This is a genomic window from Aeromonas sp. DNP9 (assembly GCF_001728955.1).
In the GTDB taxonomy this organism is placed as follows: domain Bacteria; phylum Pseudomonadota; class Gammaproteobacteria; order Enterobacterales; family Aeromonadaceae; genus Aeromonas; species Aeromonas veronii.
The window spans coordinates 91,007-112,724 of the sequence record NZ_LYSQ01000020.1 but is presented as its reverse complement, the minus strand read 5'-3'; the positions used below and the strand labels follow the sequence as shown (position 1 = coordinate 112,724).

The following is a 21,718-nucleotide window of genomic DNA, read 5'->3' as shown; positions in this document are numbered from 1 at the left end:
GAATACCCTTGGTCTACCTGTCAGAAAGCCCCGAGTGTAACGGTCACTTGGGGCTGGGGCAGTTGTGGCTTGATGGTTGATTTGGGAAACAGCGCCGGTTAATTTTTGTGTGAGCAAGTGAGTTCATATTGGTAGGGATTAGTATAATTAAACTACTTCCACTTGCTTAGTGTAAAAATTCATGTCAAGCATTAAAAATAATAGTCAGTGGGAGACCTTATTAAATACAACTTAGTATGAATCGACTGGGTCAGGAATTTTTTCTATGGCAAAGCTTAAGTTCTCAGAAATATCCATTGTCAGGTAACGGAATCGATAGTTGTACTCCACACAGAACTCATGTACCGCTTCAATAACACCATAGCGTAATTGAGATCTCCAATTCCCCTGCATATAGTCATGACCGACAATGATGCCATTAGGTTTAATTTTATTGGCATACCCACGTAATTCATCTCGTGTCAGTTCATAGCTATGGGTGGTATCGATATAGATCCAATCAAAGTAATCATCTGGAAACTGTTGCAGTGCATCGAGTGAAGTCTGGCGGTGAATTGAAACGACTGGTCGTGCTGGGCTTTGATTGGTTGAAAACTGTGCTTTGACTTTTGAGTAAAGTGTTTCGCCGTAACGCTCCGAGCCCCAGGTATCAATCAGGTGAAGCTCTGTGGGTTGGCAAACATCCAATATCTGGCGACTAAAATCCCCTGCTGCCACGCCTAGCTCGGCAACTATACCCTGTTTGGGTAGCAGCCGAAGCAAGGACGAGCGATTTGTTAACAGGGTGGTGCCTTCGATATGCTGCTGTTGCAGCGGGATCTTGGGCAGGCGTTCCTCGGATTTAGAGCGTACGGCTCGCATGGCTTGGTCATATTCGCTACTAGTTTGCAGGACTTCCGTCAGGTCTGTGACCGGAATACCCGGCTCTATTCCATAACTGGCTAGCGTCAGGTTTATGTCGCTGACAAAACTGCTGGCGATCAGGATTTTGTCGAATTGGAGTCCCGCGAGCTGACTGGGGTGATAAACCGGCTTGTTCATCCAGAGCGAGCCCTGTTTGGCTGGGTCACTATCGACAAAGCCAAGCAGCGTATAGTTCAATGCCAAGGCCGGTAAGAAATGCAGCGCTTGGGTCGAGGTTCCGTAGATCAGAATGTGCATAAGGCGCTCCGCGGCTCGATATCAGATCGTTGACAACAAATTGGCGTGAATGAGGCCCTGCTGGGCAGAGCTCAAGCTTGGAAACAGTGGTAAGGTGATCGCTCCGGAGTAAAACTGTTCTGCCTGAGGCAGGGATGTTTGCTGCTTGCGTTGATACCAAGGCTGCTTGTAGATCGGTATATAATGCACGTTTGCACCTATACCTTGTTCACGAAGTTGCTGGAATCGGGCCTTGCGTTGCTCTGGGGCTACATGGTGTACATACAGGTGAAAGGCGCTACGGCGCTCTGAGCTGAAGTAGCGAGGGAGCAGCTCAGGTGCCAGCTCTTCAAAGTAGTGTCGGGCCAGTTCTCCGCGTTTAAGGATCCAGGTTTCCAGATTGGCTATCTGACTCAACCCTAGCGCAGCTTGGATATCGGTCATCCGGTAGTTGAAGCCGAGCATCTGTTGTTCATAGTACCAAGGGCCGTCTGGTTCATTGATAAAGTCTTCCGGTTCGCGGGTGATGCCGTGGCTGCGGAGCATGCGCATCGTCTTGGCAAGCGCAGGGTCGTTAGTCATGGCCATGCCCCCTTCGCCGGTTGTGATGATCTTCACCGGGTGGAAGCTGAAGACGGTGATGTCGCTGTAGCGGCCGTTGCCGGTGGGTTCATCGTGATAGCGAGCCCCTAGGGCGTGACAGGCATCCTCGATGATCCGAAAGCCATACTCTTGCCCCAAGCGATGGATCTCTTTCATATCGCAGGGGAGGCCGGCAAAGTGCACCGGTATGACCACCTTGGGTAGTTTTCCTTCCGCCTTGGCGGCAATCAGTTTCCTCTCCAGCTCCACTGCGCACATGTTCCCTGTATCGGGCTCAATGTCGACGAAGTCGACTTGTGCACCGCAATAGAGAGCGCAATTGGCTGATGCCACGAAGCTGATGGGGGATGTCCAGACCCAGTCGCTGGGGCCAACGCCCAGCGCCAGACAGGCGATATGGAGTGCTGCAGTACCTGAACTGACCGCCACCCCAAATTTAGCTCCACAGTAGTCGGCAACCGCTTGCTCGAAGCGAGGAACGACTGGCCCCTGAGTCAGGAAGTCGGACGTGAGAACTTCCACGACAGCATCGATATCTGCCTGGCTGATAGATTGACGGCCGTAGGGGATCATTCTGCTACCTTGCTCTGGTTCATCTTCTGCAGCTGTTCAATGGAGAAAAAGTCAGGGTTGCTTCGAGAGTTGTATTCAAATCCCTGCTCGACCATCTTTCCTTTTTCGCCCGCAGCGGTCTTTGAGAAGTCGTTGTTGCGATTATTGAAGTTGATTGTTGGGCCGATCACGAAGAAGTCATCAAATTCAAAGGTGTGATAAGAGTCATCGGCAGGGCACATCACTTCGTGAAGTTTTTCTCCTGGGCGGATACCGATGATCTTGTGTGGCAGGTTCGGCGCCATAGCACTGGCGAGATCCGTAATTCGGACGGATGGCAACTTGGGAACGAATATTTCCCCTCCCTTCATCCGCCCAAAATTATCCAGAACGAAATCCACCCCTTGCTGCAAAGTGATCCAGAAACGCGTCATCTCCTCATGGGTGATGGGCAACGCATCTGCATTCTGGTCAATCAGCTTCTGGAAGAAGGGGACGACAGATCCGCGAGAACCTACCACGTTACCGTAACGAACCACGGCAAAACGGGTGGGATCCTGACCAGCAATGTTGTTTGCTGCCACGAAGAGCTTGTCTGATGCCAGTTTGGTGGCACCGTAGAGATTGATTGGGTTGGCGGCTTTGTCAGTGGAGAGGGCGATAACTTTTTTGACTTGATTGAGCAAGGCGGCCTGGATGACGTTTTCAGCACCATGGATATTGGTTTTGATACACTCCATGGGGTTGTATTCAGCAGCTGGAACCTGTTTCAGTGCGGCTGCATGGACCACGTAATCGACACCACGCATTGCCATGGTAAGGCGGTTGGTGTCTCTTACATCACCGATAAAATAGCGCATGCAGGGGTCGTTAAACTCCTGCTGCATCTCGAACTGTTTCAGCTCGTCGCGAGAATAGATGATAAGGCGTTTCGGTTTATAACGTTCCAGTACTGTCTTGACCAATCGTTGGCCAAACGAGCCGGTGCCACCTGTGATCAGTAGCGTTTTATCGTTGAACATTGTGGGCATCTCGTCATAAAAACAGTAGATGAATCATATGCTAGCAAATAAAGTACCAGCTTTTTTGGCAAAGAGTGTGATCCATTCACAAAAACAGTTTTAAAGATTTGGTTACTACCCAGAACACCTCAGGTCGCTCCTCATCATCAGTGATTTATCAAGATGTGCTGGTTGCTTTGCGAGCTTAGCTGGATAGCTTGGCAAATCTGCTCCACTGCATTGAGGGCTCTCGGGGTGAATCGGTGCAGCTCATCCGAGTTGATCAAATCGAGTCGCTGATGCTGCACCGCGTCGAGATTAGGCCACTTCAGCCAGTGACGTAGAGCGTCAGGATCTTGACTCCCAGCAAGGATCAGCGATGGGTTGGCTCTGATCACCTGTTCCATGTCCACTTGAGGGTAAGGGGTCTTGGCATTTGCCATGATGTTGATCCCGCCGCAGAGTTCGATTGCCTGAGCCGGCCAGGCATTGCCACTGACGCTGGTGAGTGGCGGGTACCAGAGTTGGTAGAACACCTTGACGCCGGTTGGTTGGCCATAGAACTGTTGCAGGGAATGCAGACGTGCCAGATAGCGATCGGCGGCTTCGTTGGCACTCTTCTCCACCCCAAGCAATTTGCCCAGCGCCCGCATCTCGTTAGCCAGCGAGGCAAAATCGGTGGGCTCCGAGTAGAAAACCGGGATACCCAACAGCTCCAGCGGGGCCAGCATGCGTGACTGAGCCGAGCGCCAGCCCAGGATCAGGTCCGGCTTTTGCGCCAGCACAGCCTCGACGTTGATGCTGCGATAATTCGCTACCTTTGGCTTGGTTTTCACCTCGGCTGGGTAGTCGGAAGCATCGTCAATGGCCACCAGTTTGTCGCCGGCACCGATGTCATAAAGCAGTTCGGTCAGGTGGGGTACCACGCTCACCACACGGGTCGGCGTTGCAGCCTGCAGGACACTGGGCAACCAGGCAAGCAGCACGCAGGGCAGCCAGACAGGCAAGCGCAACACTCTACCCATGAAATAACCCCGCTACCGTGACAACCAGCGCCAGTATCAACCAGCCCCAGCCGCACCCTTGCAGAATATTGAGGACCTTGCGTGGTGACTCACCGTCGGGGTCATCACCGCTGCCAAGTATCGGCCAGCGTTGCAAGGTTCCCTGATAGTAGCGGGGGCCGCCAAGGCGGGTCCGGCACTTATCTACTAGCAGAGTGAGCAGCATCCCCATCGCGGGATAGGGCCAGAGCGTCCCACTGCGCAGCAATTGAGTGGCTTGCTTGAGCCGCGGGAGCAGGAGTGGCAGCCCCAGCAGCAGGATGGTGGGTGCATTGAGCCCCTGATAGAGGGCGCTGGCAGCTCGGCCAAAATAACCAAACGCGGGATCCTTCATGCTCCAGCCCTGGCTCATCAGCTGTACCAACCGCCAGAGCAGGGCGCCCTGCACCCCGACGAGGACATACCCCAGCAGCGGGCCAGCCCATTGGCCCACCAGACGCAGGGCGCAGCTCTCCGTCACCGCTTTGGCGAGCCCCATGGTCGAGAGTTTACCGGTCTCCCGTTTGAGCCAGGGAGTCGCCTGCAATCTCGCCAGCGGCAGGGTCTCCTGCGTGGCGAGCGAGCGGGTGGCATGGGCGAGTTCGCGCAGTGGACGGGATTCGAGCATCAGCAGCAGGAACAGCAGGTCGAAGATCGGCTCGCTCAGGGCCAGATTGCGCAGCGACCAGAGCCCGGCGGCGCAGGGGAGCCAGACTACCAGCATTGCCAGCAGTCCGGCCTGCATTTGCTGGCCGGGTGAACCATCGGGTCTGTGTACCTTGTGTCCCAGCCGGGTCAGCAGGGGCGTGACGGCCGAAAGACGCAGATGGGATGGCCACGGGATCACCGCCTCCAGCAGGGCAACACCTACCAGAATGGCCGCCGTCGTCGAAAGGAGGGCGTCGGCCATCAAATCAAGCGAGCCGGTCTCGATCACAGCTTGCCGAGCATCTTGATGATCACTTCGGCGGAGTGCTTGCCGGCCACTTCGATGAAGGCATCGAAGGATTCAACCTGTTCCTTGCCAGCGATATCGGACATGGCGCGTACCACCAGATAGGGCACCTTGAACATGTGGCACACCTGACCGATCGCGGCACCTTCCATCTCGACCGCCAGCATTTGCGGGAAGTCGGCGCGAGCCTTGGCGATGGCGTCCGGTTTGCACATGAACTGATCGCCGGTACAGATAAGGCCGACCTTGGTCTGGTGCTTGCCCTGCTCGGCGATGCAATCCTGAGCGATCTCGATGAGTTTCTCGTCGCAGGGGAAGGCGGCGGGTTGCTGTGCCATCTGGCCCATCTCGTAACCAAAGGCGGTCACGTCCACATCGTGGAAACGCATCTCGCTGGCGATAACCACATCACCGATGTGCAGGTCCTGGGCAAAGCCGCCGGCAGAGCCGGTATTGATGACGCAGTCGGGGGCAAATTTTTCCAGCAGCAGGCTGGTGGCAACGCTGGCGGCGACCTTACCGATACCGGAGCGGGTCAGGATCACCTCTTTGCCTGCCAGCTCCCCTTGATAGAACTCGCAGCCGCCCAGTTGCAGGGTGGTGGGGTTGCTCATCTGGCTGCGCAGCAGGGCCACTTCTTGCTCCATGGCGCCGATAATACCTACTTTCATTGCTGACCTCGTCTTGATAGCCGTGTGGCTGAATTTAAGTTGCTGTAGATCATAACAAAAGATGGCGTCGGCGCCGAGAGGCACAAGCGAAAGGAGAGATGAAACGCGGCGCCCCATATGGAGGCGCCGCAGGTGACAACAACAGCATTGGTTAGAGAGCAGAGGGGCCTTTAGCCGAGCGCGGTGTCGAGGGTCATCATCAGGGCAAAGCCTGCCATCAGGCCGAGGGTGGCATAGGTCTGGTGACCGTTGCGGTGAGTCTCCGGAATTACCTCGTGCGAGACCACAAACAGCATGGCGCCGGCGGCGAGCCCAAGTCCGATGGGGTAGGCGATGGCAAGGCCGCTGGAGAGCCCGACCCCTAGCAGGGCGCCAACCGGTTCGAGCAGGCCGCTGGCGATGGCAACCAGCACCGCCACCGAGGGGCGAAAACCGGCGGCGCACATGGCCAGCGCCACCGCCAATCCTTCCGGAATATCCTGCAGTGCGATGGCAGTGGTAAGCGGCAGCCCCACCGACATATCCCCCTGCGAGAAGCTGACCCCGATGGCCATCCCCTCCGGCAGGTTGTGCAGGGCGATGGCAAAGACGAACAGCCAGACCCGGGAGCAGCTCTCGTGGCCGGGACCGCAGGGGCCGGTCTTGTCATGCTCGTGGGGGGTGAACTGATCCAGTCCCAGCATCAACAGCACCCCGAGGGTCATGCCTACCACCACCACGGCGGCGGCGCTAAAGCCGTTGCCGGTAATCCCCTCGGCGGCCTCCAGCCCCGGCAGCAGCAGAGAGAAGGCACTGGCCGCCAACATCATGCCGGCGGCAAAGCCCAGCATGGTGTCCTCTACCTTTTGCGGTACCGAGCGCAGAAACAGAGCGGGCAGGGCGCCGATGGCGGTGGCGGCAAATCCGGCGGCACCACCGATCAGGCCGTAGCGCACGCCGCTGGTCACCTCACCGGTAGCGAGCATGATGAGACTCTGCAACAGCAGCAACAAGACGGCAGCCAGCGCGATAAAGAGACCGAGGGCAGTGAGTGGGCGGCTTTGCATCTGGCTACGCAGTTGCTGTGACCAGGATAACGGAGGAAGAGCTGAGAGATGGTCCATGGCATGACCTCGAGTGTGCAAAGTGGATGGTGGCATTACATCCACTTGGCCGCCCCTTGTCCATGCCTGCAAGGCGATTGCCACTATCGAGAAAATGGTGTCAGGTGAATATGAAGTTTTTTGTGATCTGGCTCCGATTCTTGGTTTTGTTAAGTTGCTTTTAATTTTTAAAGAAAAGTGAGGGTGTGGTCGCTTTGTGCTAGAGTGCGCGCCTTTGCGGAACCCTATCTTCCCGGTGTTCTGCATTCTTTCCCGTCAGGAAGGTCCGGGGATTTGCTCATAGGGACGTGATCGCCACACTCCATTCGCCTGTCAGCAGTAGAGGATCACCCGCCACTATGTTTTACAAGAATCTCTCCATCGGCAAAAAGATTGCCGTGGTTTTTGCGGTCATTGCCGCAGTCAACGTTCTCTTCGGTGTTTTTCTCTCCAGCGAATTGCGCGGTGTGCGTGATCGGGTGCTGAACTTTACCGACTCTACGCTGCCGAGTGTCCTGTCGGTCGAAACCTTGCTCTATGACGTCTCCTATGTCCGTCGTGCCCAGTTCGCCTTGCTGATGGTGAACGATGCCGCTGATCTGCAAGCTCGCCGCAGCCGGATCCAGCAGAATATCCAGAAAGTAGACAACGCATTTCACGCTTATGAGGCGACCGTCGGTGCTGATCATGAGCGTCAGGTGTTTAATCAGGCCAAACAACAGTGGCTCAGTTACCAAGGTGCAGTGAACGAGTTTGATCAACTGCTGGTACAAGGACAACAAGAGCAGGCCAAGGCACAGTTATTTGCCTCGAATGCTGCTTTTGGTTCTTTGGAGCGGGCAGTTAATGCTCTGATCGATGTGAACCTCGGTTTTGTGAAGGAAAACCGCAGCAGCTTGCTTGGCAGCGTCAGCATGGTGATCACTTTCGCCATGGTGAGCATTGGTGCTCTGCTGGTGTTCATGGTGGTGATGACCTGGTTCCTGACCCGCCAGATCTGCCTGCCGCTGCAAGCGGTAGTGGCTCAGGCCAACGCCATTGCCGCCGGCGATCTGACTCATCAGCTGGAGCGTCAGCATATCGGTCGCGACGAGCTTGGCATGCTGGCCAAAGCTTCCCTCAAGATGCAGGACAATCTGCGTGGTCTGATTGAAGAGGTCGTGGCTGCGGTTGCCCAGCTGGGTGCAGCGATTGACGAAGTGAGTGCGGTTTCCGAACAGTCTGCCAAGGGTATTCAGAGTCAGCAGCAAGAGATTTCGCTGGTGGCGACGGCCATGACCCAGATGAAGGCGACCGTTGCTGATGTGGCGGGCAATACAGAGCATACCTCTGAGTCTGCCAGTGCGGCTAATACCTTGGCTCGCAAAGGCAACCAGGATGTGCAGCGTTCGCTGGTGGCGATCACCCGTGTGGCTGAAGAGATTGAGCAGGCTGGCACGCTGGTGGCCGAACTGGAGCGTGAATCCGCCCAGATCAACGTAGTGGTCGATGTTATTCGCAGCATTGCCGATCAGACCAATCTGCTGGCTCTCAATGCCGCCATCGAGGCTGCTCGTGCCGGTGAACAGGGCCGTGGCTTTGCGGTGGTTGCCGATGAGGTGCGCACCTTGGCGGGCCGCACCCAGGCCTCTACCGGCGAGATCGTCGCCATCATCGAAACCCTGCAGTCTCGCGCCAATCAGGCCAAAGAGGTGACCGGGCTGAGCTGTGACATGATCCGACAGTGCGTCACCCAAAGCGAGCAGACCGGCACCGGTATACAGCAGATCGAAGAGGCTGTCGCCCAGATTGCCGACATGGCGATCCAGATTGCCAGCGCCTGCGGCGAACAGGATGCGGTCTCCGACGAGCTGGGCCGCAACGTCGAGCGGATCAACGAGTCCGCCAACGAGGTGGCTCTCGGCGCTGACCATACTGCCCGCGCCTGTCTGGAACTGAGCCAGCTGGCGGTGGGTCTGAAGCAGACCATCGGCCGCTTCCGCCTCGCCTGATAAAGGGGCTGGCGTACGCCGGCCTCTTCATTCATAAAAAGTCGGGGCGTTTTGCATGCCCTCACGACACCCGGCCATGTGCCGGGTGTTTTTTATCTGGCGATGGGTACGAGGCCTGATGGTTGGGGTTCTTCGCAAGAGGATGAAGGTCAGGGTAAACAGGGGGGGGCAGATGATTATCCCGGCCTGTGTGCGGTGATATTCAAGAAGGTTGGTTAAGGCGAATTTGCTAACCAGAGAAAGGCGACGAACGGTTTTGGGGAGGGGGAGCGGGGCGAGCTGTTGGGGCGTGCGCTACGGGGAAGAAGAGCATAAGCAGTTGGTTGGAATGCTCTGACAGGGTATATCGCAGCAATAAAAAAACCGGCTTGCGCCGGTTTTTTTATCTGTCTGCTCGAAGGCTGGCTTATTTGGCCAGAGACTCCGGCAGATCTTCGCGGATCTTGCCCAGCATCTCTTTCAGGACGCGCGGGTTGGCAACCACGATGTTGCCGGAGTTTTCGTAGTTGTGACCACCTACGAAGTCGGTGACGATGGCACCCGCTTCTTTGGCCAGCAGTTCACCGGCAGCGGTATCCCAGGGTTTCAGGCCGATTTCCCAGAAACCGTCGACGCGACCGGCAGCCACGTAGGCCAGATCCAGTGCGGCAGAGCCGGAGCGACGGATGTCGGCACATTCGATGAACATGCTCTGGAACATCTTCAGGTAGGACTCGATGTGGTGCTTTTGCTTGTAGGGGAAACCGGTGGCCAGTACGGTGCCAGCCAGCTCTTTGGCTTTGCCGACACGGATGCGGTAGCCGTTCAGCTGTGCGCCGCTACCACGGGTAGCAGTAAACAGTTCGTCGCGGATGGGATCGTAAACAACGGCTTGTTCGGTTTTGCCTTTCACGCGCAGGGCGATGGAAACGGCAAAGTGCGGAATGCCTTTGACAAGGTTGGTCGTGCCATCCAGTGGGTCAATGATCCATTGGTAGTCCGGATTGGTACCGGCAATCTCACCAGACTCTTCAGCAACAATGCTGTGCTCCGGGTAAGATTTTTTGATGGTGTGAATGATGGCCGCTTCGGCTTCACGGTCAACGTTGGTCACGAAGTCATTGCTGCCTTTTTGGATAGCCTCAATGTTCTCAGGCTGGGAGAAGGCTTTTACTACAACTTGACCGGCGTTGCGCGCAGCGCGCACGGCGATATTCAGCATCGGATGCATAGGTTCACCACTGGATGTTAAAGAACGGGGGATAAAAGGACGCGGTATGATACCAGTATTTTGTGCGATGGCAACTGTTATCCCCCTACGACCAATTGATTGCCACTGCCAGATTTGACGGCTCCAATATAGACCAGATCTGCGCTAGTCTTATCCCAGCAGCCGGATACAGGCTGTCATGAGCATAGGGATGTGAACCATGAATTTGTCATTAGTGAGTCAGAACGTGTCAGCGGCCAGCGAGGGACTGTTGGCCATCTTGCGGTCATCACCCGAGTATGGTGATCATTTTGCCCACATCACCGTGACCCCCCTGGCCCAGTGGCAACCGGCCAAGACGGAGGCGGCGATCCTGCTGATCGACGGCGATGCGCCCTGGCAGGATGCCGGATTTGCCCGGGGAGAGGATGAGACGATCGGTTTGCCGGTCTTGCCGCTGTTGATCCGCAAGGGAGACAAGGAGCTGACGGTCTGCGGGCCGGATGTGCGTGACCCCCGTTTCTATTTTGTCTCAAACGGCATCGTGCTGGATGAGTCGGAGCTGGCCGAGCCTGCCTGCAGCCGGGTGCTGTTGCGCAAGCTGGAGTCCTACTTCCCGCTGCTTTCCCGCCTGATCATGCTGCGCCAGCGCAAGCCGGTCGCCATGATCAACTAATATCTACCATCGCCAGAGCGCACCAGCGGCGCACCGTGGCCTTGTTTGGCCTACGGTGCGCCGCTTTTTAATGGTCTGGAGCCGGTCACTTGTTGCAAGATGAGGCGGCTATGGTGTTGCACCGAGTTCCAACCGTGCAATCTGGCTATGACCAACAAGGAGTGAATCATGATCGACTTTTACACCGCCGCGACCCCCAATGGTTTCAAAGTGGCGATCGCCCTCGAAGAGCTGGGTTTGCCCTATCGGGTCATTCCTCTCGATCTTTCGGCGCTGGATCAGAAGAAGCCCGAGTTTCTTGCCATCAACCCCAACGGCCGCATTCCGGCCATCGTCGATCGGGATAACGGCGATTTTGCCGTATTCGAGTCGGGCGCCATCCTTATCTATCTGGCGGAGAAGGCGGGCAAATTGTTGCCGGCGGATCCCAAACGCCGCTTTCAGGCCATCCAGTGGTTGATGTTCCAGATGGGCGGGGTAGGACCCATGATGGGGCAGGCCAACGTCTTCTACCGCTACTTCCCCGAGAAGATCCCCGCCGCCATCGAACGCTACCAGAAGGAGGGGCGCCGCCTGTTCGAGGTGCTCGACAGCCATCTGGCCCATCATGAATATCTGGCGGACGAGTACAGCATCGCCGACATTGCCACCTGGCCCTGGGTGCGTATTTATGACTGGAGCGGCATCTCCATCGAGGGATTGCCCCATCTGCAAGCCTGGATGGATCGGATGGCACAGAAACCTGCCTGCCAGAAGGGGATCACCATACCGCCGCGCAAAGAGCAGCCAGATGAGCTGATCAAGCAGGCGCAACAGATGGTAACGCGTTGATTTCTAACTGCGGACGGGGCGAAATGCCCCGTAATATTAGAAAAACTAAGGCAAGCCGATTATAAAGATTCGTTCGTTTTTTGTGAGCTGAATCACTATGATGCCCCCATACCACCAAGCGTCCTGTGCGGTGGTCTGGCGGGCTCCCCGCCTACTGTTTCCAACACTGTTTTTGATTGCATCACAGCCTCTGTGATCAGATTCCTCTGGGCCATTTTGTGCCAGAGGGCGGCAGCATTTTTTCGATTTTTTGGGACTGATATGGATCGGCACAGTTTTTATCCGTTGTTTTTACTGACCATTCTGATGGTCGCTGTGGGCCAGATGACCCAGACCCTTTATGTCCCCTCCATTCCCATGATGGCGGGGGACTTCAATGTGGCCTCGGGCCAGCTGCAGGCGGTGATGGCCTGCTACCTGATCCCCTATGGCCTCTCCCAGTTTGTCTACGGGCCGTTGTCGGATCGCATCGGTCGTCGTCCGGTGCTGATCGTCGGCATGATGGTGTTTCTGGTGGGCACCCTGATCATTCAGGTCATCCCCCATTTTGCCGCCCTGCTGGTGGGCAGCTTTATTCAGGGGCTGGGTACCGGTGCCGGTGGCGCCATGAGCCGTACCGTGATGCGCGATCGCTACAATGGCGCCGAGCTCAACCGCGCCAACAGTCTGGTGAGCATGGGGGTGATCTTCTCCCCGCTACTGGCCCCGGTGCTGGGTGGCTGGCTGACCGAGCTGTTCAACTGGCGCGCCGGTTACTGGTTCCTGTTCGGTTTTGGTGCCGTAGCCACTCTGGCGATCATGGCCTGGTTTGGTGAGACTCTGCCTGCTGCTGCCCGTCAGCCACTGCGCGTCGGTGCTGCCTATCGCCATGTGCTGGGCAACCCCAAGTTTCAGGGCAACCTGCTTTGCCTGATGGCGACCTTTGCCGGTTTGGCAGTGTTCGAGGCTGCGGCCGGTGTGCTGCTCGGCGATGTGCTGAAACTGAGCGCCCGCACCGTGAGCGTGCTGTTCGTGCTGCCGCTGCCCGGCTATCTGTTCGGGGCCTGGCTCTCTGCCAAGCTGAGCTTCCGTTTGACTCAGGGCAAGCTGATGCGTCTGGGGATCGCCTTTCTGGCGCTCGGCTCCCTCATCATTCTGGTGCCGGGGCTGTTCGGGGTGGTGAGTGCCGCCTCGCTGGTCGGTGGTGCTGCCGTCTACTTCATCGGTAGCGGTATTCTCTACCCGACCGCCACCTCCTGCGCCATCGAGCCCTTCCCGGGTCAGGCCGGCACCGCGGGGGCCATTCTCGGCGGGATGCAGAATCTGGGTGCTGGTGTGGTGACCCTTCTGGCGGCCGGTTTCCCGATGACCGGTCAGGTGACTCTGGGGGCCATCATGACCCTGATGGTGCTGATCGTGGCGCTGAGTTTTGTCTGGCTGCGCCACCACGGCTCGCCGCACGAGCAGATGGCGATTTGATGCCCGCGCTTGCTCTTTGAAAGCCCGCCTTCTGGCGGGCTTTTTCTTTGCCAGAACCGGATGAGGTTTACCGCTCGGCCTGCGTCAAGGCGCGTTTGCCGATTCACCTTCTGCCACCAGCTCAAGAAAGGCGCGCATGGCGGGGGTGACGCTGTGCTGGCGGGTGATGAAGGCGGTGTGGCCGATATTCTCCAGCGGAGCGAGTGGCAGGCAAACGAGATCCGAGAGCTTGCTGGCAGAGCGGGCGAGGCCTGCGCTGACGATGGCCCAGCCCAGCCGGTGGCGTACGGCGCTGACCAGATGGAACAGCGAGTCAGTCTCCAGTACCACGTTGAGCGAGGTTCCCCCCTGCTCGGCGGCGCGATCCAGATACTGACGAAATTGCATGGTGCGGCTGGGCAGCACCAACGGCTGTTGCTGCAGTTCAGCAAGCGCAATGTCGCCGCTGTGCGGGTACAGATCCGCTTCGTCACGGTTCATCAGAACCGCCATCTGATTGGCGCCTTGCGGGTAGACGTGAAAGGCGCGCCGGCCAGTTCCGCCAACCGGTTCATCAAATCCCAGCCCGATATCGCACTGATGCAGCTCCAGCTGTGATAGCAGGGCTTCGTTGCTGAGCACCGACAGGCGAATGACGATGTCGGGATAGCGCTGCTTGTAGCGGGCGATAAACGGCATGATGTCGAGATTGGACTGGGGCACGATGCCGATGCGCAGGGTGCCGGAGAGTTCGCCCTGGAACAGGGCCAGCTCCTGCTTGAGCGCCTCCTGTTCCAGCAACATCCGTTCGGCATATTGGCGCACCAGCTCGCCGGCCTCGGTCAGGGCGACAAACTGGCTGGTGCGTACCACCAGATCGGTGCCGACACTCTTTTCCAGCGCGGTAATGCTGGCCGAGAGGGTCGGTTGGGTGATGTGGCAGGCTTTGGCCGCTTTGGCAAAATGCCGGTGTTTGGCCAGCTCGTGAAAGTAGTGAAGTTGCTTGATGTTCATCTGGTTGTTGTGGAGGCAGTGGAATCGGCTATTGAAGAATTAATCAATTGAAAAAACATCTTCGATAGAGCAACTCTATCAGAATATAGATTTATTTCATTGGTTTTGCGTCAGTCGCCTCTCTAAACTTGAATGCAGTTTGCATTTTTAGGCCAACCTGCATGCCTGCCCATTCGCCCGTCGCAACCCCCGCCAACTTGCCGTCACTGGATCATCTGGTGGAAGAGGTAGCCGTCGCCATCAACATCAATGGCATCAACCACGCGGTGATGATGGCGACCCCGGACGATCTCGACGACTTTGCCGTCGGCTTTCTGTTTGGTGAGGGGATCATCCGGCATAACCACGAAGTCCACGACATCCAGGTCGCGCCAGCCGAACAGGGTATTGTGCTGGATGTGACCATTGCCAACCGCTCCCTGGCTGCTTTGGCTGAGAACAAGCGTCGGCTGACCTGGGCAACTGGCTGCGGCATCTGCGGCGTAGCGGCGGTGGAGCAGGCGCTGCCTGCATTGCCGGTGTTGCCGCTGACGCCGCCGCTGGATGGGGCCTTGCTGGCGGGGCTGCGCCCGCAGATCGCCCAGTGGCAGCTCAAGGGACAGCAACACGGCGCCCTGCATGCGGCTCTGGCGCTGGATGCCGAGGGCCGGATCCTCCACTGCCGGGAAGATATCGGGCGCCATAATGCCCTCGACAAGCTGATCGGCCTGCTGCTGCGTCAGCAAAGTGCGTGCGACACCCTGGTGGTGACCAGCCGCTGCGGCAGCGAGCTGGTGCAAAAAGCCGTCCGCTTCGGCGCCCGTCATCTTATCTGTCTGGCATCGCCCAGCCAGTTAGCGATCAGGCTGGCCCTCAAATACAACCTCAACGTCGTTCATATTCCCAAGTTTGATGCCCCGGTCAGCTATTCGAGCTATCGCCCGGCGGATCCCATCGGAGAGTGCCATGAGTCATATTGAAAAGCCCGCCAAAGCCGGCGGTTTTTCGTCCCTGCAATCCACCATGAAACAGGTGCTGCGCAGCCAGAAGACCCGTCAGAACATCAAGAACCTGCTGCGGGTCAACCAGACCGACGGCTTCGATTGCCCGGGCTGTGCCTGGGGTGACAACGACCACGGCACCTTCCAGTTCTGTGAGAACGGCGCCAAGGCGGTGGCATGGGAGTCCACCGGCAAGACGGTGGGGGCCGAGTTTTTCGCGGCCCACTCGGTGCGCCAGCTGGCCACCCAGAGTGACTACTGGCTCGAGTATCAGGGGCGGCTGACCGAGCCGATGCGCTACAACCCGGCGACCGATCACTATGAGCCGATAAGCTGGGACGACGCCTTCTCCCTGATCGCCGACACCCTCAAGGGGCTGAATAGCCCGGACGAGGTGGAGTTTTACACCTCGGGGCGTGCCAGCAACGAAGCTTCCTACCTCTATCAGCTGTTTGGTCGCCTGTTTGGCACCAACAACTTCCCCGACTGCTCCAACATGTGCCATGAGGCGAGCGGGGTTGCGCTGATCCAGTCGGTCGGCATCGGCAAGGGGACTGTGGTGCTGGATGACTTCGACCAGGCCGATGCGGTGTTCGTCTATGGTCAGAATCCGGGTACCAACCATCCGCGCATGATGAATGCCCTGCGCCAGGCGGCGCGTGGCGGCTGCAAGATCGTCAGCTTCAACAACTTGAAAGAGGTGGCGCTGGAGCGCTTCGCCAGCCCGCAGAGCCCGCTTGAGCTGCTGACCCCGGCGGCCACCACCATCAGCCACCAGTACCTGACGCCGAAACTGGGTGGCGATATGGCCGCCATCCGCGGCATGGCCAAGTACATCCTGGAAGAGGCGCCAGAGGCGGTGGAGCGCGACTTTATCGCCCGCCACACCCGCCACTTTGCCGAGTACGAGGCGCAGGTGCGTGCCACCGATTGGGCGGCGATCGAGCAGCAATCCGGCCTGACTCGCGCCGACATCGTGCAGGCTGCCCGGGTCTTTGCCGCCAGCCAGCGCATCATCAGCTGCTGGGCAATGGGGGTGACCCAGCATCTGCACTCGGTCGATACCATTCGCGAAATCGTCAACCTGCACCTGATGCGCGGCCAGATTGGCAAGCCGGGAGCGGGGCTCTGTCCGGTACGGGGCCACAGCAATGTGCAGGGCAATCGCACCATGGGGATCAACGAAAAGCCCACCGCTGCCTTCATCGACCGGCTCGAGCGTCACCTGCAGGTGAGTCTGCCGCGGGCCGCAGGTCACAACGTTTACGAGGCGCTCAAGGCGCTGCATGAGGGCAAGAGCAAGGTGCTCATCTGCCTGGGTGGCAACCTGGCGGCAGCGGCGCCCGATACCGACTTCACCTACGGGGCGATGAAAAAGGCCGAACTCAACGTGCAGATCAGCACCAAGCTCAACCGCAGTCATCTGCAGGTGGGCAAGGCGGCGCTGATCCTGCCCTGTCTCGGCCGTACCGAGCTCGATATCCAGCGCACGGGCAACCAGAAGATCACGGTGGAGGACACCTTCAGCATGGTGCACGCCTCGACCGGTGCGGCCGAGCCGGTGTCGCCGCTCTGCCTCTCCGAGACCGACATAGTGGCGCGGATGGTTCATGCCACCGTGGGCAGCGAGCGGGTCGACTGGCTGGCTCTGCGCGATGACTATGCCCGTATTCGCGATCTCATCGAGCAGACCATCGCTGGCTTTGCCGATTTCAATGCCCGCATCCAGCAGCCGTGCGGTTTTCATCTCGATAACTCCGCGGCGCTGCTGACCTGGAATACTGCCAGCGGCAGCGCTGAGTTTCGTGCCAGCACCCTGCCGCAATCTGTGTTGCCGGAGTGTACCCGCCATGCCGAACAGATGGTTGATCAGCCGGTACTGCTGCTGCAGAGCCTGCGCTCTCACGATCAGTACAACACCACCATCTACGGCATGGATGACCGTTATCGCGGCATCAAGGGCCAGCGCAACGTGGTGTTCATGAATGAGGCGGATGCCCGTCAGCTTGGCTTTGCCGAAGGGGATCGGGTCGACATGGCGGCCATCTGCAACGATGGGCGCGAGCGTAGCGTGACCGGTTTTGTAGTGGTGATCTACGAGATCCCGCGTGGCAACATCGCGGCTTATTACCCGGAGACCAATCCGCTGGTGCCAATCGACAGTATCGGCGCCGGGTCGTTTACCCCGACCTCCAAGTCCATCCCGGTGCTGGTGACTGCCTCCCGCCAGCAGGAGAATCTGTTGCTGGTCAAATAAAAGCGCTAATGCGACTGGCTGCGTTAACACAGCCTGCACAGTGAATGCGGTGATGCCCTGGGTGAGCTTTTCATCCGGGGCATTTTTTCAGCTCTGAAAGGGGTAGGGGGCGTTGATCATCAGGCAAAGAAAAAGCCCGTCACGCTGGTGACGGGCTTTTGCTGTTGGTACCCCGAGATGCCGTTGCCGGTTTGGGCCCTTGAACCGTCGGTTCAAGGCGGGGATCGGATCTGACCGCAGGCTTCTCGGTCGTGCCGAGCATGCGCAATAGCCAGAAGGCAGATCCCCTGTTTGGTATGAATATCGGCTCGGGGACTTGAACCGGCTGACAAACATCCCAGGGAATTTTAAAACGGTTTGCGATTAGGGCTGCTGCCCCTCTTCGCTGGAATCACCATATTGTCCGTGCTCGATCAGGGCCGCTTCGATGGTGCGCTGCAGCATCTTGATCCGCTTGTCCATGGTCTCAGAGTATTGGTGGTTCTTCTCTTTTTCAAGGCAGAGCTCATGACAGAAATTGAGCGCCGCCATGATAGCCAATTGCTCGTTGCTGGAGACTTTGGAACGTTGACGCAGGTCGATCAACTTGTCGGTCAGCTGCTCGGCGGCCTGGCGCAGGGCATCCTGCTGTCCCAAGGGACAGGATACCTTGTAGGGACGTCCCAAAATGACGATTTCTACGGCCTCTGTGCTCATGCCTTCCTCAATACGGCGGAGCTGATTTCCGCCTTTATCCACGTGGACAACTGGGCGGGACTATATAGCGCAGATGCATAAGTTTCAAGGCCTTGCTGGCTCTGCAAGAGGGAGAATGCTAGGATCCTGACCATTAATTCTGCAAATTTGACTGAACTTTGAGCGGATCCTCGATGAGCAAAACAAACCCCCTTAAATATGCGGCTGTGGCCGACATCATGGAGCAGCATGAGCTGATGGCCAGCGCAGTAGAGGCCCATGGTGTGATCTGCGGTCTGGTGTGCGGCGGTGTTGCACTGGACGACAAGAGTTGGGTGCCCCATTTCAACGATCTGGTGAACGACGGTTTTGGCCTGCCGGCCCCGGTGCGCCAGGTGATGACCGATCTTTATCACAATGTGGTCGAGAGCTTGATGGCTCAGAAAGGCGTCGAGCTGCTGCTGCCAAGTGATGATGCCCCCCTCGACGAGCGCATCGATTCGCTGGTGGACTGGTCACAGGCGTTTCTGGCCGGTTTCGGCGTGGTGCAGCAGGAGCTCTCCCGCGCGTCGGAAGAGCTGCAGGAGATGATCCAGGATATCGCCAGCATCACTCAGGTCTCTGCCGAGTTCGATCAGGAAGATGACGAGAACGAAGCCTCCTTCCTGGTGCTCTACGAACACGTCAAGCTGGGGGTCATGATGGCCTTCGAAGAGTTTGGCAAGCGCCCCGATACCCCGAGCGCGCCGCCGACCCTTCATTGAGGTGCGGGTCAACGCGACCCTTACTGAATCTGCAAGAGCGCCTGATGGCGCTCTTTTTTATGGCGCTGTTGTGGCTAACCCTGTGAGGCACAACCGGTTTTTTGCCGGTGACCTCGCATTCGGCCTGCGGCTTTGTGATAGCATGAGGCCACCTTTTTCACTTCTCCCTCTCTGCTTATGTCTCAATCTGATGTGCGACAGGTCGATGTCACCCTGGTCGGCGGTGGAATGAGCGGTGCCGTGCTGGCCCTCTCGCTGGCAGCCCTGCTTCGATCCGATGGCTCCCCCCTCGAGATCCTGCTGCTGGAGGCAAGCGTCCCCGAACAGCACACCCATTCAGGGTTCGACGCCCGCGCCATTGCGCTCTCGGCCGGTACCTGTGATGCGCTGTTGCGACGCGGACTCTGGCCGCTATTTGCCCCCCATTGCGCTCCCATTACCCAGATTCATGTCTCGGATCGGGGCCACTTCGGTCAGGCTCGCCTGTCGGCCGCTGAATACGGTCTGCCCGCGCTGGGCCAGGTGATCGAGCTTGCAGCTGCCGGTCATGAGCTTCAACGGGCGATGGCGGCCTCTCCCAATATCCGGGTCTGTTGTCCGGCACGGGTGAGCGAGATTGTGCCCGATGAGGAGAAGGTGACCCTCACCCTTGAGGACGGTGAACAGATTGAGACCCGCCTGCTGGTGGCGGCAGACGGCGGCAACTCCTTTGTGCGTCAGCACTTCAAGTTGCCGGTGACCCGCCACGACTTTGAGCAGCACGCCATCATCGCCACGGTCAAAACGGCGCAAGACCCTGCAGGACGCGCCTTCGAGCGCTTTACCGAAGGGGGGCCGCTGGCCCTGCTGCCGATGCAGGATGGGCTCTCCTCGCTGGTATGGAGCGTCGGGCAGCATGAGGTGGATGAGCTGATGGCCCTCGATGAGGTGGCGTTTCTTGCTCGCTTGCAGCAGGCCTTTGGCTGGCGGCTTGGTCGCTTCGAGCGATGCGGCGTGCGTCACGTCTATCCGCTCATTCTGACCGCCTGCGACTACCCGCTTGCCCAGCGCACCGTGCTGGTCGGTAATGCCGCCCACGCCCTGCACCCGATTGCCGGACAGGGCTTCAACCTCGGGATGCGGGATCTCGACCTGCTTACCGGCGCCGTAGCCAAGGCGTTGGCAGAGGGGGAGGATATCGGCAGCTTCAAGGTACTGAGTGGCTACTGGCAGCAGCGTCAGCGCGATCAGGAGCAGACCGTCTGGCTCACCTCTTCGCTGGCCCAGCTCTTCTCCAATGGTCACGATCCGTTGGTGGCGGGGCGCAATCTGGCGCTCACCCTGATGGGGCGATTCCCGTGCCTCAAGGCGCCGCTTGCCTCGCGCACCCTGGGCTTTGTCGCTGATGTGTGCGGCAACTAGCCAGCACTTGTTGACCGGAAGATGGTGACCGCCATTCGTTGATCAAAACCTATTGAATAAAGAGGTGATGCCTGCGGGCGCCCCTCGCTGGCCAGCCGGTCAGCCCTGAAAGGATGAGATGATGCAGATGCAAAATGTGGATGTGGTGATTGTCGGTGGCGGCATGGTGGGGCTGGGGCTCGCTGCGGCCCTGAAACATAGCGCCCTCAAGGTGCTGGTGGTGGAGGGGCAATTGCCCGATCCGCAGTTGGGGGAGGTGGCCGATAATCGGGTCAGCGCCCTGAGTCTGGCCAGCCAGCAGATCCTGCGCCATGTCGGCGCCTGGGACGGCATTGAAGCGCGCCGCCTGCAGGCCTACGACAAGATGGCGGTGTGGGAGCAGGACAGTTTCGGCCATATCGACTTCGATTCCGCCAGCCTGCGTCAGGCCAACCTCGGCCACATCGTCGAGAATCGGGTGATCCAGCTGGCGCTGCTTGAGGCGATTGAAGGTGTCAGCAATATCCAGTTGCTGACCCCCGCCAGAGCCAAGAGCCTGCAGAGCGGCCCGGCGGGCGCCCTGCTGCTTCTTGAAGATGGTCAGGCCATCTCGGCCAAACTGGTGGTGGCTGCCGATGGCGCCCACTCCTGGGTGCGCCGTCAGGCTGATATCCCGCTTACCAGCTGGGATTATGGCCACCACGCGCTGGTGGCGACGGTGCGCTGCGCCGAACCCCATGAGGCGGTGGCACGCCAGATCTTCACCCCGGATGGCCCGCTCGCCTTTTTGCCGCTGTGGCAGGAGAACCTCTGTTCCATCGTCTGGTCGCTGCCTGCGGCCCGCGCCGAGGCGCTCTGCACCTGCGATGACGAGCAGTTCAATCGCCAGCTTACCGCCGCCTTCGATGCCCGGCTCGGTCTGTGCAAGGTGGAGGGGCCGCGCAGCGCGATTCCTCTTACCGCCCGCTATGCCCGCGACTTTGCCTGCGAGCGGCTGGTGCTGGTGGGAGATGCCGCCCACACCATCCACCCGCTGGCGGGGCAGGGGGTCAACCTTGGCCTGCTGGATGCTGCCGCGCTGGCGGAGCAGATCTTGCAAAATCATGCCGCGGGTGAGGATATCGGCCTGCTCGCCAACCTGCGCAGCTACGAGCGCTGGCGCAAGAGCGAAGCGGCTCGTATGCTGGCGGCGATGGAAGGGCTCAAGCGGCTGTTCAGCGGGGCCAACCCGCTCAAGAAGCTGGTGCGGGGCGTGGGATTGCGCGCGGCCAATCTGCTGACTCCGTTCAAGGAGGGGGTGATCCGCGCCGCCATGGGGCTGGAGGGCGAGTTGCCCGCATTGGCCCGTCCTGACTGGGTCGTTGCGGCGACCAAGGGCAGTGCCATGCAGGCCAAGGGTGAAAAAAACTAATATTACTCGCGTTTTTTGACAACAAAAGTAATCCGACAAGGCTGATGACCCGTTTTGGGTGTCAGC

General features: G+C 58.6%; 19 protein-coding genes and 1 other RNA gene. 9 read left to right on the top strand and 11 right to left on the bottom strand.

Annotated features, from left to right (window positions below; translation table 11 throughout):
• Positions 1 to 231 precede the first annotated feature (231 nt).
• From A9G06_RS14875 to A9G06_RS14845, 7 genes are all read right to left on the bottom strand, one after another.
• Positions 232 to 1,161 (bottom strand): class I SAM-dependent methyltransferase, encoded by a 930-nt coding sequence (locus A9G06_RS14875; protein WP_216093220.1) that lies wholly within the window; start codon positions 1,159 to 1,161, stop codon positions 232 to 234.
• A 21-nt stretch (positions 1,162 to 1,182) separates the two neighbouring features.
• Positions 1,183 to 2,316 (bottom strand): UDP-4-amino-4,6-dideoxy-N-acetyl-beta-L-altrosamine transaminase, encoded by a 1,134-nt coding sequence (pseC, locus tag A9G06_RS14870; RefSeq protein ID WP_069555725.1) that lies wholly within the window; start codon positions 2,314 to 2,316, stop codon positions 1,183 to 1,185.
• The gene (gene pseB, locus A9G06_RS14865; protein ID WP_069555724.1) at positions 2,313 to 3,317 is read right to left on the bottom strand and encodes a UDP-N-acetylglucosamine 4,6-dehydratase (inverting); all 1,005 of its coding nucleotides are present in this window, start codon (positions 3,315 to 3,317) and stop codon (positions 2,313 to 2,315) included. The genes pseC and pseB overlap by 4 nt, the downstream gene beginning before the upstream one ends.
• 146 nt (positions 3,318 to 3,463) lie before the next feature.
• A complete protein-coding gene (locus tag A9G06_RS14860) occupies positions 3,464 to 4,321 on the bottom strand; it encodes a cobalamin-binding protein (RefSeq protein WP_069555723.1) in 858 nt (285 codons plus the stop codon).
• A complete protein-coding gene (locus A9G06_RS14855) occupies positions 4,314 to 5,276 on the bottom strand; it encodes a cobalamin biosynthesis protein (RefSeq protein WP_069555722.1) in 963 nt (320 codons plus the stop codon). The genes A9G06_RS14860 and A9G06_RS14855 overlap by 8 nt, the downstream gene beginning before the upstream one ends.
• Positions 5,273 to 5,965 carry a 5'-methylthioadenosine/S-adenosylhomocysteine nucleosidase gene (gene mtnN / locus A9G06_RS14850; RefSeq protein ID WP_069555721.1) on the bottom strand — a complete coding sequence of 231 codons (693 nt, stop codon included), beginning with the start codon at positions 5,963 to 5,965 and terminating at the stop codon, positions 5,273 to 5,275. The genes A9G06_RS14855 and mtnN overlap by 4 nt, the downstream gene beginning before the upstream one ends.
• A gap of 170 nt (positions 5,966 to 6,135) precedes the next feature.
• Positions 6,136 to 7,068: a ZIP family metal transporter gene (locus A9G06_RS14845; protein WP_005361496.1), complete on the bottom strand. Its 933-nt coding sequence runs from the start codon at positions 7,066 to 7,068 to the stop codon at positions 6,136 to 6,138.
• A gap of 338 nt (positions 7,069 to 7,406) precedes the next feature.
• On the opposite strand from A9G06_RS14845, the gene A9G06_RS14840 reads away from it, so the two are divergent.
• Positions 7,407 to 9,038, top strand: a complete 1,632-nt coding sequence (locus A9G06_RS14840; protein WP_069555720.1) for a methyl-accepting chemotaxis protein — start codon at positions 7,407 to 7,409, stop codon at positions 9,036 to 9,038.
• Between the two features lie 406 nt (positions 9,039 to 9,444).
• Here the strand turns inward: A9G06_RS14840 and suhB are convergent, their stop codons facing one another.
• Positions 9,445 to 10,248 carry an inositol-1-monophosphatase gene (suhB, locus tag A9G06_RS14835; protein ID WP_069555719.1) on the bottom strand — a complete coding sequence of 268 codons (804 nt, stop codon included), beginning with the start codon at positions 10,246 to 10,248 and terminating at the stop codon, positions 9,445 to 9,447.
• 199 nt (positions 10,249 to 10,447) lie between these two features.
• Here suhB and A9G06_RS14830 point away from each other — a divergent pair, with 199 nt between their 5' ends.
• From A9G06_RS14830 to emrD, 3 genes are all read left to right on the top strand, one after another.
• Positions 10,448 to 10,903: a hypothetical protein gene (locus A9G06_RS14830; RefSeq protein ID WP_064342011.1), complete on the top strand. Its 456-nt coding sequence runs from the start codon at positions 10,448 to 10,450 to the stop codon at positions 10,901 to 10,903.
• Positions 10,904 to 11,071: 168 nt separating this feature from the next.
• Positions 11,072 to 11,734 carry a glutathione S-transferase N-terminal domain-containing protein gene (locus A9G06_RS14825; RefSeq protein WP_069555718.1) on the top strand — a complete coding sequence of 221 codons (663 nt, stop codon included), beginning with the start codon at positions 11,072 to 11,074 and terminating at the stop codon, positions 11,732 to 11,734.
• A gap of 261 nt (positions 11,735 to 11,995) precedes the next feature.
• A complete protein-coding gene (emrD, locus tag A9G06_RS14820) occupies positions 11,996 to 13,192 on the top strand; it encodes a multidrug efflux MFS transporter EmrD (protein ID WP_005333920.1) in 1,197 nt (398 codons plus the stop codon).
• Positions 13,193 to 13,276: 84 nt separating this feature from the next.
• Here the strand turns inward: emrD and A9G06_RS14815 are convergent, their stop codons facing one another.
• A complete protein-coding gene (locus A9G06_RS14815) occupies positions 13,277 to 14,185 on the bottom strand; it encodes a LysR family transcriptional regulator (RefSeq protein WP_069555717.1) in 909 nt (302 codons plus the stop codon).
• A gap of 161 nt (positions 14,186 to 14,346) precedes the next feature.
• Here A9G06_RS14815 and fdhD point away from each other — a divergent pair, with 161 nt between their 5' ends.
• Both fdhD and A9G06_RS14805 read left to right on the top strand, forming a co-directional pair.
• Positions 14,347 to 15,144: a formate dehydrogenase accessory sulfurtransferase FdhD gene (fdhD, locus tag A9G06_RS14810; protein WP_069555716.1), complete on the top strand. Its 798-nt coding sequence runs from the start codon at positions 14,347 to 14,349 to the stop codon at positions 15,142 to 15,144.
• The gene (locus A9G06_RS14805; protein ID WP_069555715.1) at positions 15,131 to 17,422 is read left to right on the top strand and encodes an FdhF/YdeP family oxidoreductase; all 2,292 of its coding nucleotides are present in this window, start codon (positions 15,131 to 15,133) and stop codon (positions 17,420 to 17,422) included. The genes fdhD and A9G06_RS14805 overlap by 14 nt, the downstream gene beginning before the upstream one ends.
• 165 nt (positions 17,423 to 17,587) lie before the next feature.
• On the opposite strand, the gene ssrS is transcribed toward A9G06_RS14805, so the two are convergent.
• Positions 17,588 to 17,769, bottom strand: a non-coding RNA gene (gene ssrS / locus A9G06_RS14800) — 6S RNA.
• A gap of 16 nt (positions 17,770 to 17,785) precedes the next feature.
• Entirely contained in the window at positions 17,786 to 18,118 is a 333-nt protein-coding gene (zapA, locus tag A9G06_RS14795; protein WP_005333910.1) for a cell division protein ZapA, read from the bottom strand.
• A gap of 173 nt (positions 18,119 to 18,291) precedes the next feature.
• Here zapA and A9G06_RS14790 point away from each other — a divergent pair, with 173 nt between their 5' ends.
• The 3 genes from A9G06_RS14790 (at position 18,292) to A9G06_RS14780 (ending at position 21,652) form a co-directional block, all read left to right on the top strand.
• Positions 18,292 to 18,861 carry a UPF0149 family protein gene (locus tag A9G06_RS14790; RefSeq protein WP_005346580.1) on the top strand — a complete coding sequence of 190 codons (570 nt, stop codon included), beginning with the start codon at positions 18,292 to 18,294 and terminating at the stop codon, positions 18,859 to 18,861.
• Between the two features lie 177 nt (positions 18,862 to 19,038).
• Positions 19,039 to 20,262 carry a 2-octaprenyl-6-methoxyphenyl hydroxylase gene (gene ubiH / locus A9G06_RS14785; RefSeq protein WP_069555714.1) on the top strand — a complete coding sequence of 408 codons (1,224 nt, stop codon included), beginning with the start codon at positions 19,039 to 19,041 and terminating at the stop codon, positions 20,260 to 20,262.
• A gap of 121 nt (positions 20,263 to 20,383) precedes the next feature.
• Complete coding sequence (locus A9G06_RS14780; protein WP_069555713.1) at positions 20,384 to 21,652, top strand: FAD-dependent 2-octaprenylphenol hydroxylase; 1,269 nt, start codon at positions 20,384 to 20,386, stop codon at positions 21,650 to 21,652.
• Positions 21,653 to 21,718 lie beyond the last annotated feature (66 nt).

Excerpts from the sequence above, each read along its gene's own strand:
- emrD (WP_005333920.1), top strand. The coding sequence starts at position 11,996 with ATGGATCGGCACAGTTTTTATCCGTTGTTTTTACTGACCATTCTGATG.
- A9G06_RS14840 (WP_069555720.1), top strand. The coding sequence starts at position 7,407 with ATGTTTTACAAGAATCTCTCCATCGGCAAAAAGATTGCCGTGGTTTTT.
- pseB (WP_069555724.1), bottom strand. The coding sequence starts at position 3,317 with ATGTTCAACGATAAAACGCTACTGATCACAGGTGGCACCGGCTCGTTT.
- A9G06_RS14875 (WP_216093220.1), bottom strand. The coding sequence starts at position 1,161 with ATGCACATTCTGATCTACGGAACCTCGACCCAAGCGCTGCATTTCTTA.
- A9G06_RS14830 (WP_064342011.1), top strand. The coding sequence starts at position 10,448 with ATGAATTTGTCATTAGTGAGTCAGAACGTGTCAGCGGCCAGCGAGGGA.
- A9G06_RS14815 (WP_069555717.1), bottom strand. The coding sequence starts at position 14,185 with ATGAACATCAAGCAACTTCACTACTTTCACGAGCTGGCCAAACACCGG.
- mtnN (WP_069555721.1), bottom strand. The coding sequence starts at position 5,965 with ATGAAAGTAGGTATTATCGGCGCCATGGAGCAAGAAGTGGCCCTGCTG.
- A9G06_RS14825 (WP_069555718.1), top strand. The coding sequence starts at position 11,072 with ATGATCGACTTTTACACCGCCGCGACCCCCAATGGTTTCAAAGTGGCG.
- A9G06_RS14805 (WP_069555715.1), top strand. The coding sequence starts at position 15,131 with ATGAGTCATATTGAAAAGCCCGCCAAAGCCGGCGGTTTTTCGTCCCTG.
- pseC (WP_069555725.1), bottom strand. The coding sequence starts at position 2,316 with ATGATCCCCTACGGCCGTCAATCTATCAGCCAGGCAGATATCGATGCT.
- ubiH (WP_069555714.1), top strand. The coding sequence starts at position 19,039 with ATGTCTCAATCTGATGTGCGACAGGTCGATGTCACCCTGGTCGGCGGT.
- A9G06_RS14780 (WP_069555713.1), top strand. The coding sequence starts at position 20,384 with ATGCAGATGCAAAATGTGGATGTGGTGATTGTCGGTGGCGGCATGGTG.
- A9G06_RS14790 (WP_005346580.1), top strand. The coding sequence starts at position 18,292 with ATGAGCAAAACAAACCCCCTTAAATATGCGGCTGTGGCCGACATCATG.
- A9G06_RS14860 (WP_069555723.1), bottom strand. The coding sequence starts at position 4,321 with ATGGGTAGAGTGTTGCGCTTGCCTGTCTGGCTGCCCTGCGTGCTGCTT.
- fdhD (WP_069555716.1), top strand. The coding sequence starts at position 14,347 with ATGCCTGCCCATTCGCCCGTCGCAACCCCCGCCAACTTGCCGTCACTG.
- A9G06_RS14845 (WP_005361496.1), bottom strand. The coding sequence starts at position 7,068 with ATGGACCATCTCTCAGCTCTTCCTCCGTTATCCTGGTCACAGCAACTG.
- suhB (WP_069555719.1), bottom strand. The coding sequence starts at position 10,248 with ATGCATCCGATGCTGAATATCGCCGTGCGCGCTGCGCGCAACGCCGGT.
- zapA (WP_005333910.1), bottom strand. The coding sequence starts at position 18,118 with ATGAGCACAGAGGCCGTAGAAATCGTCATTTTGGGACGTCCCTACAAG.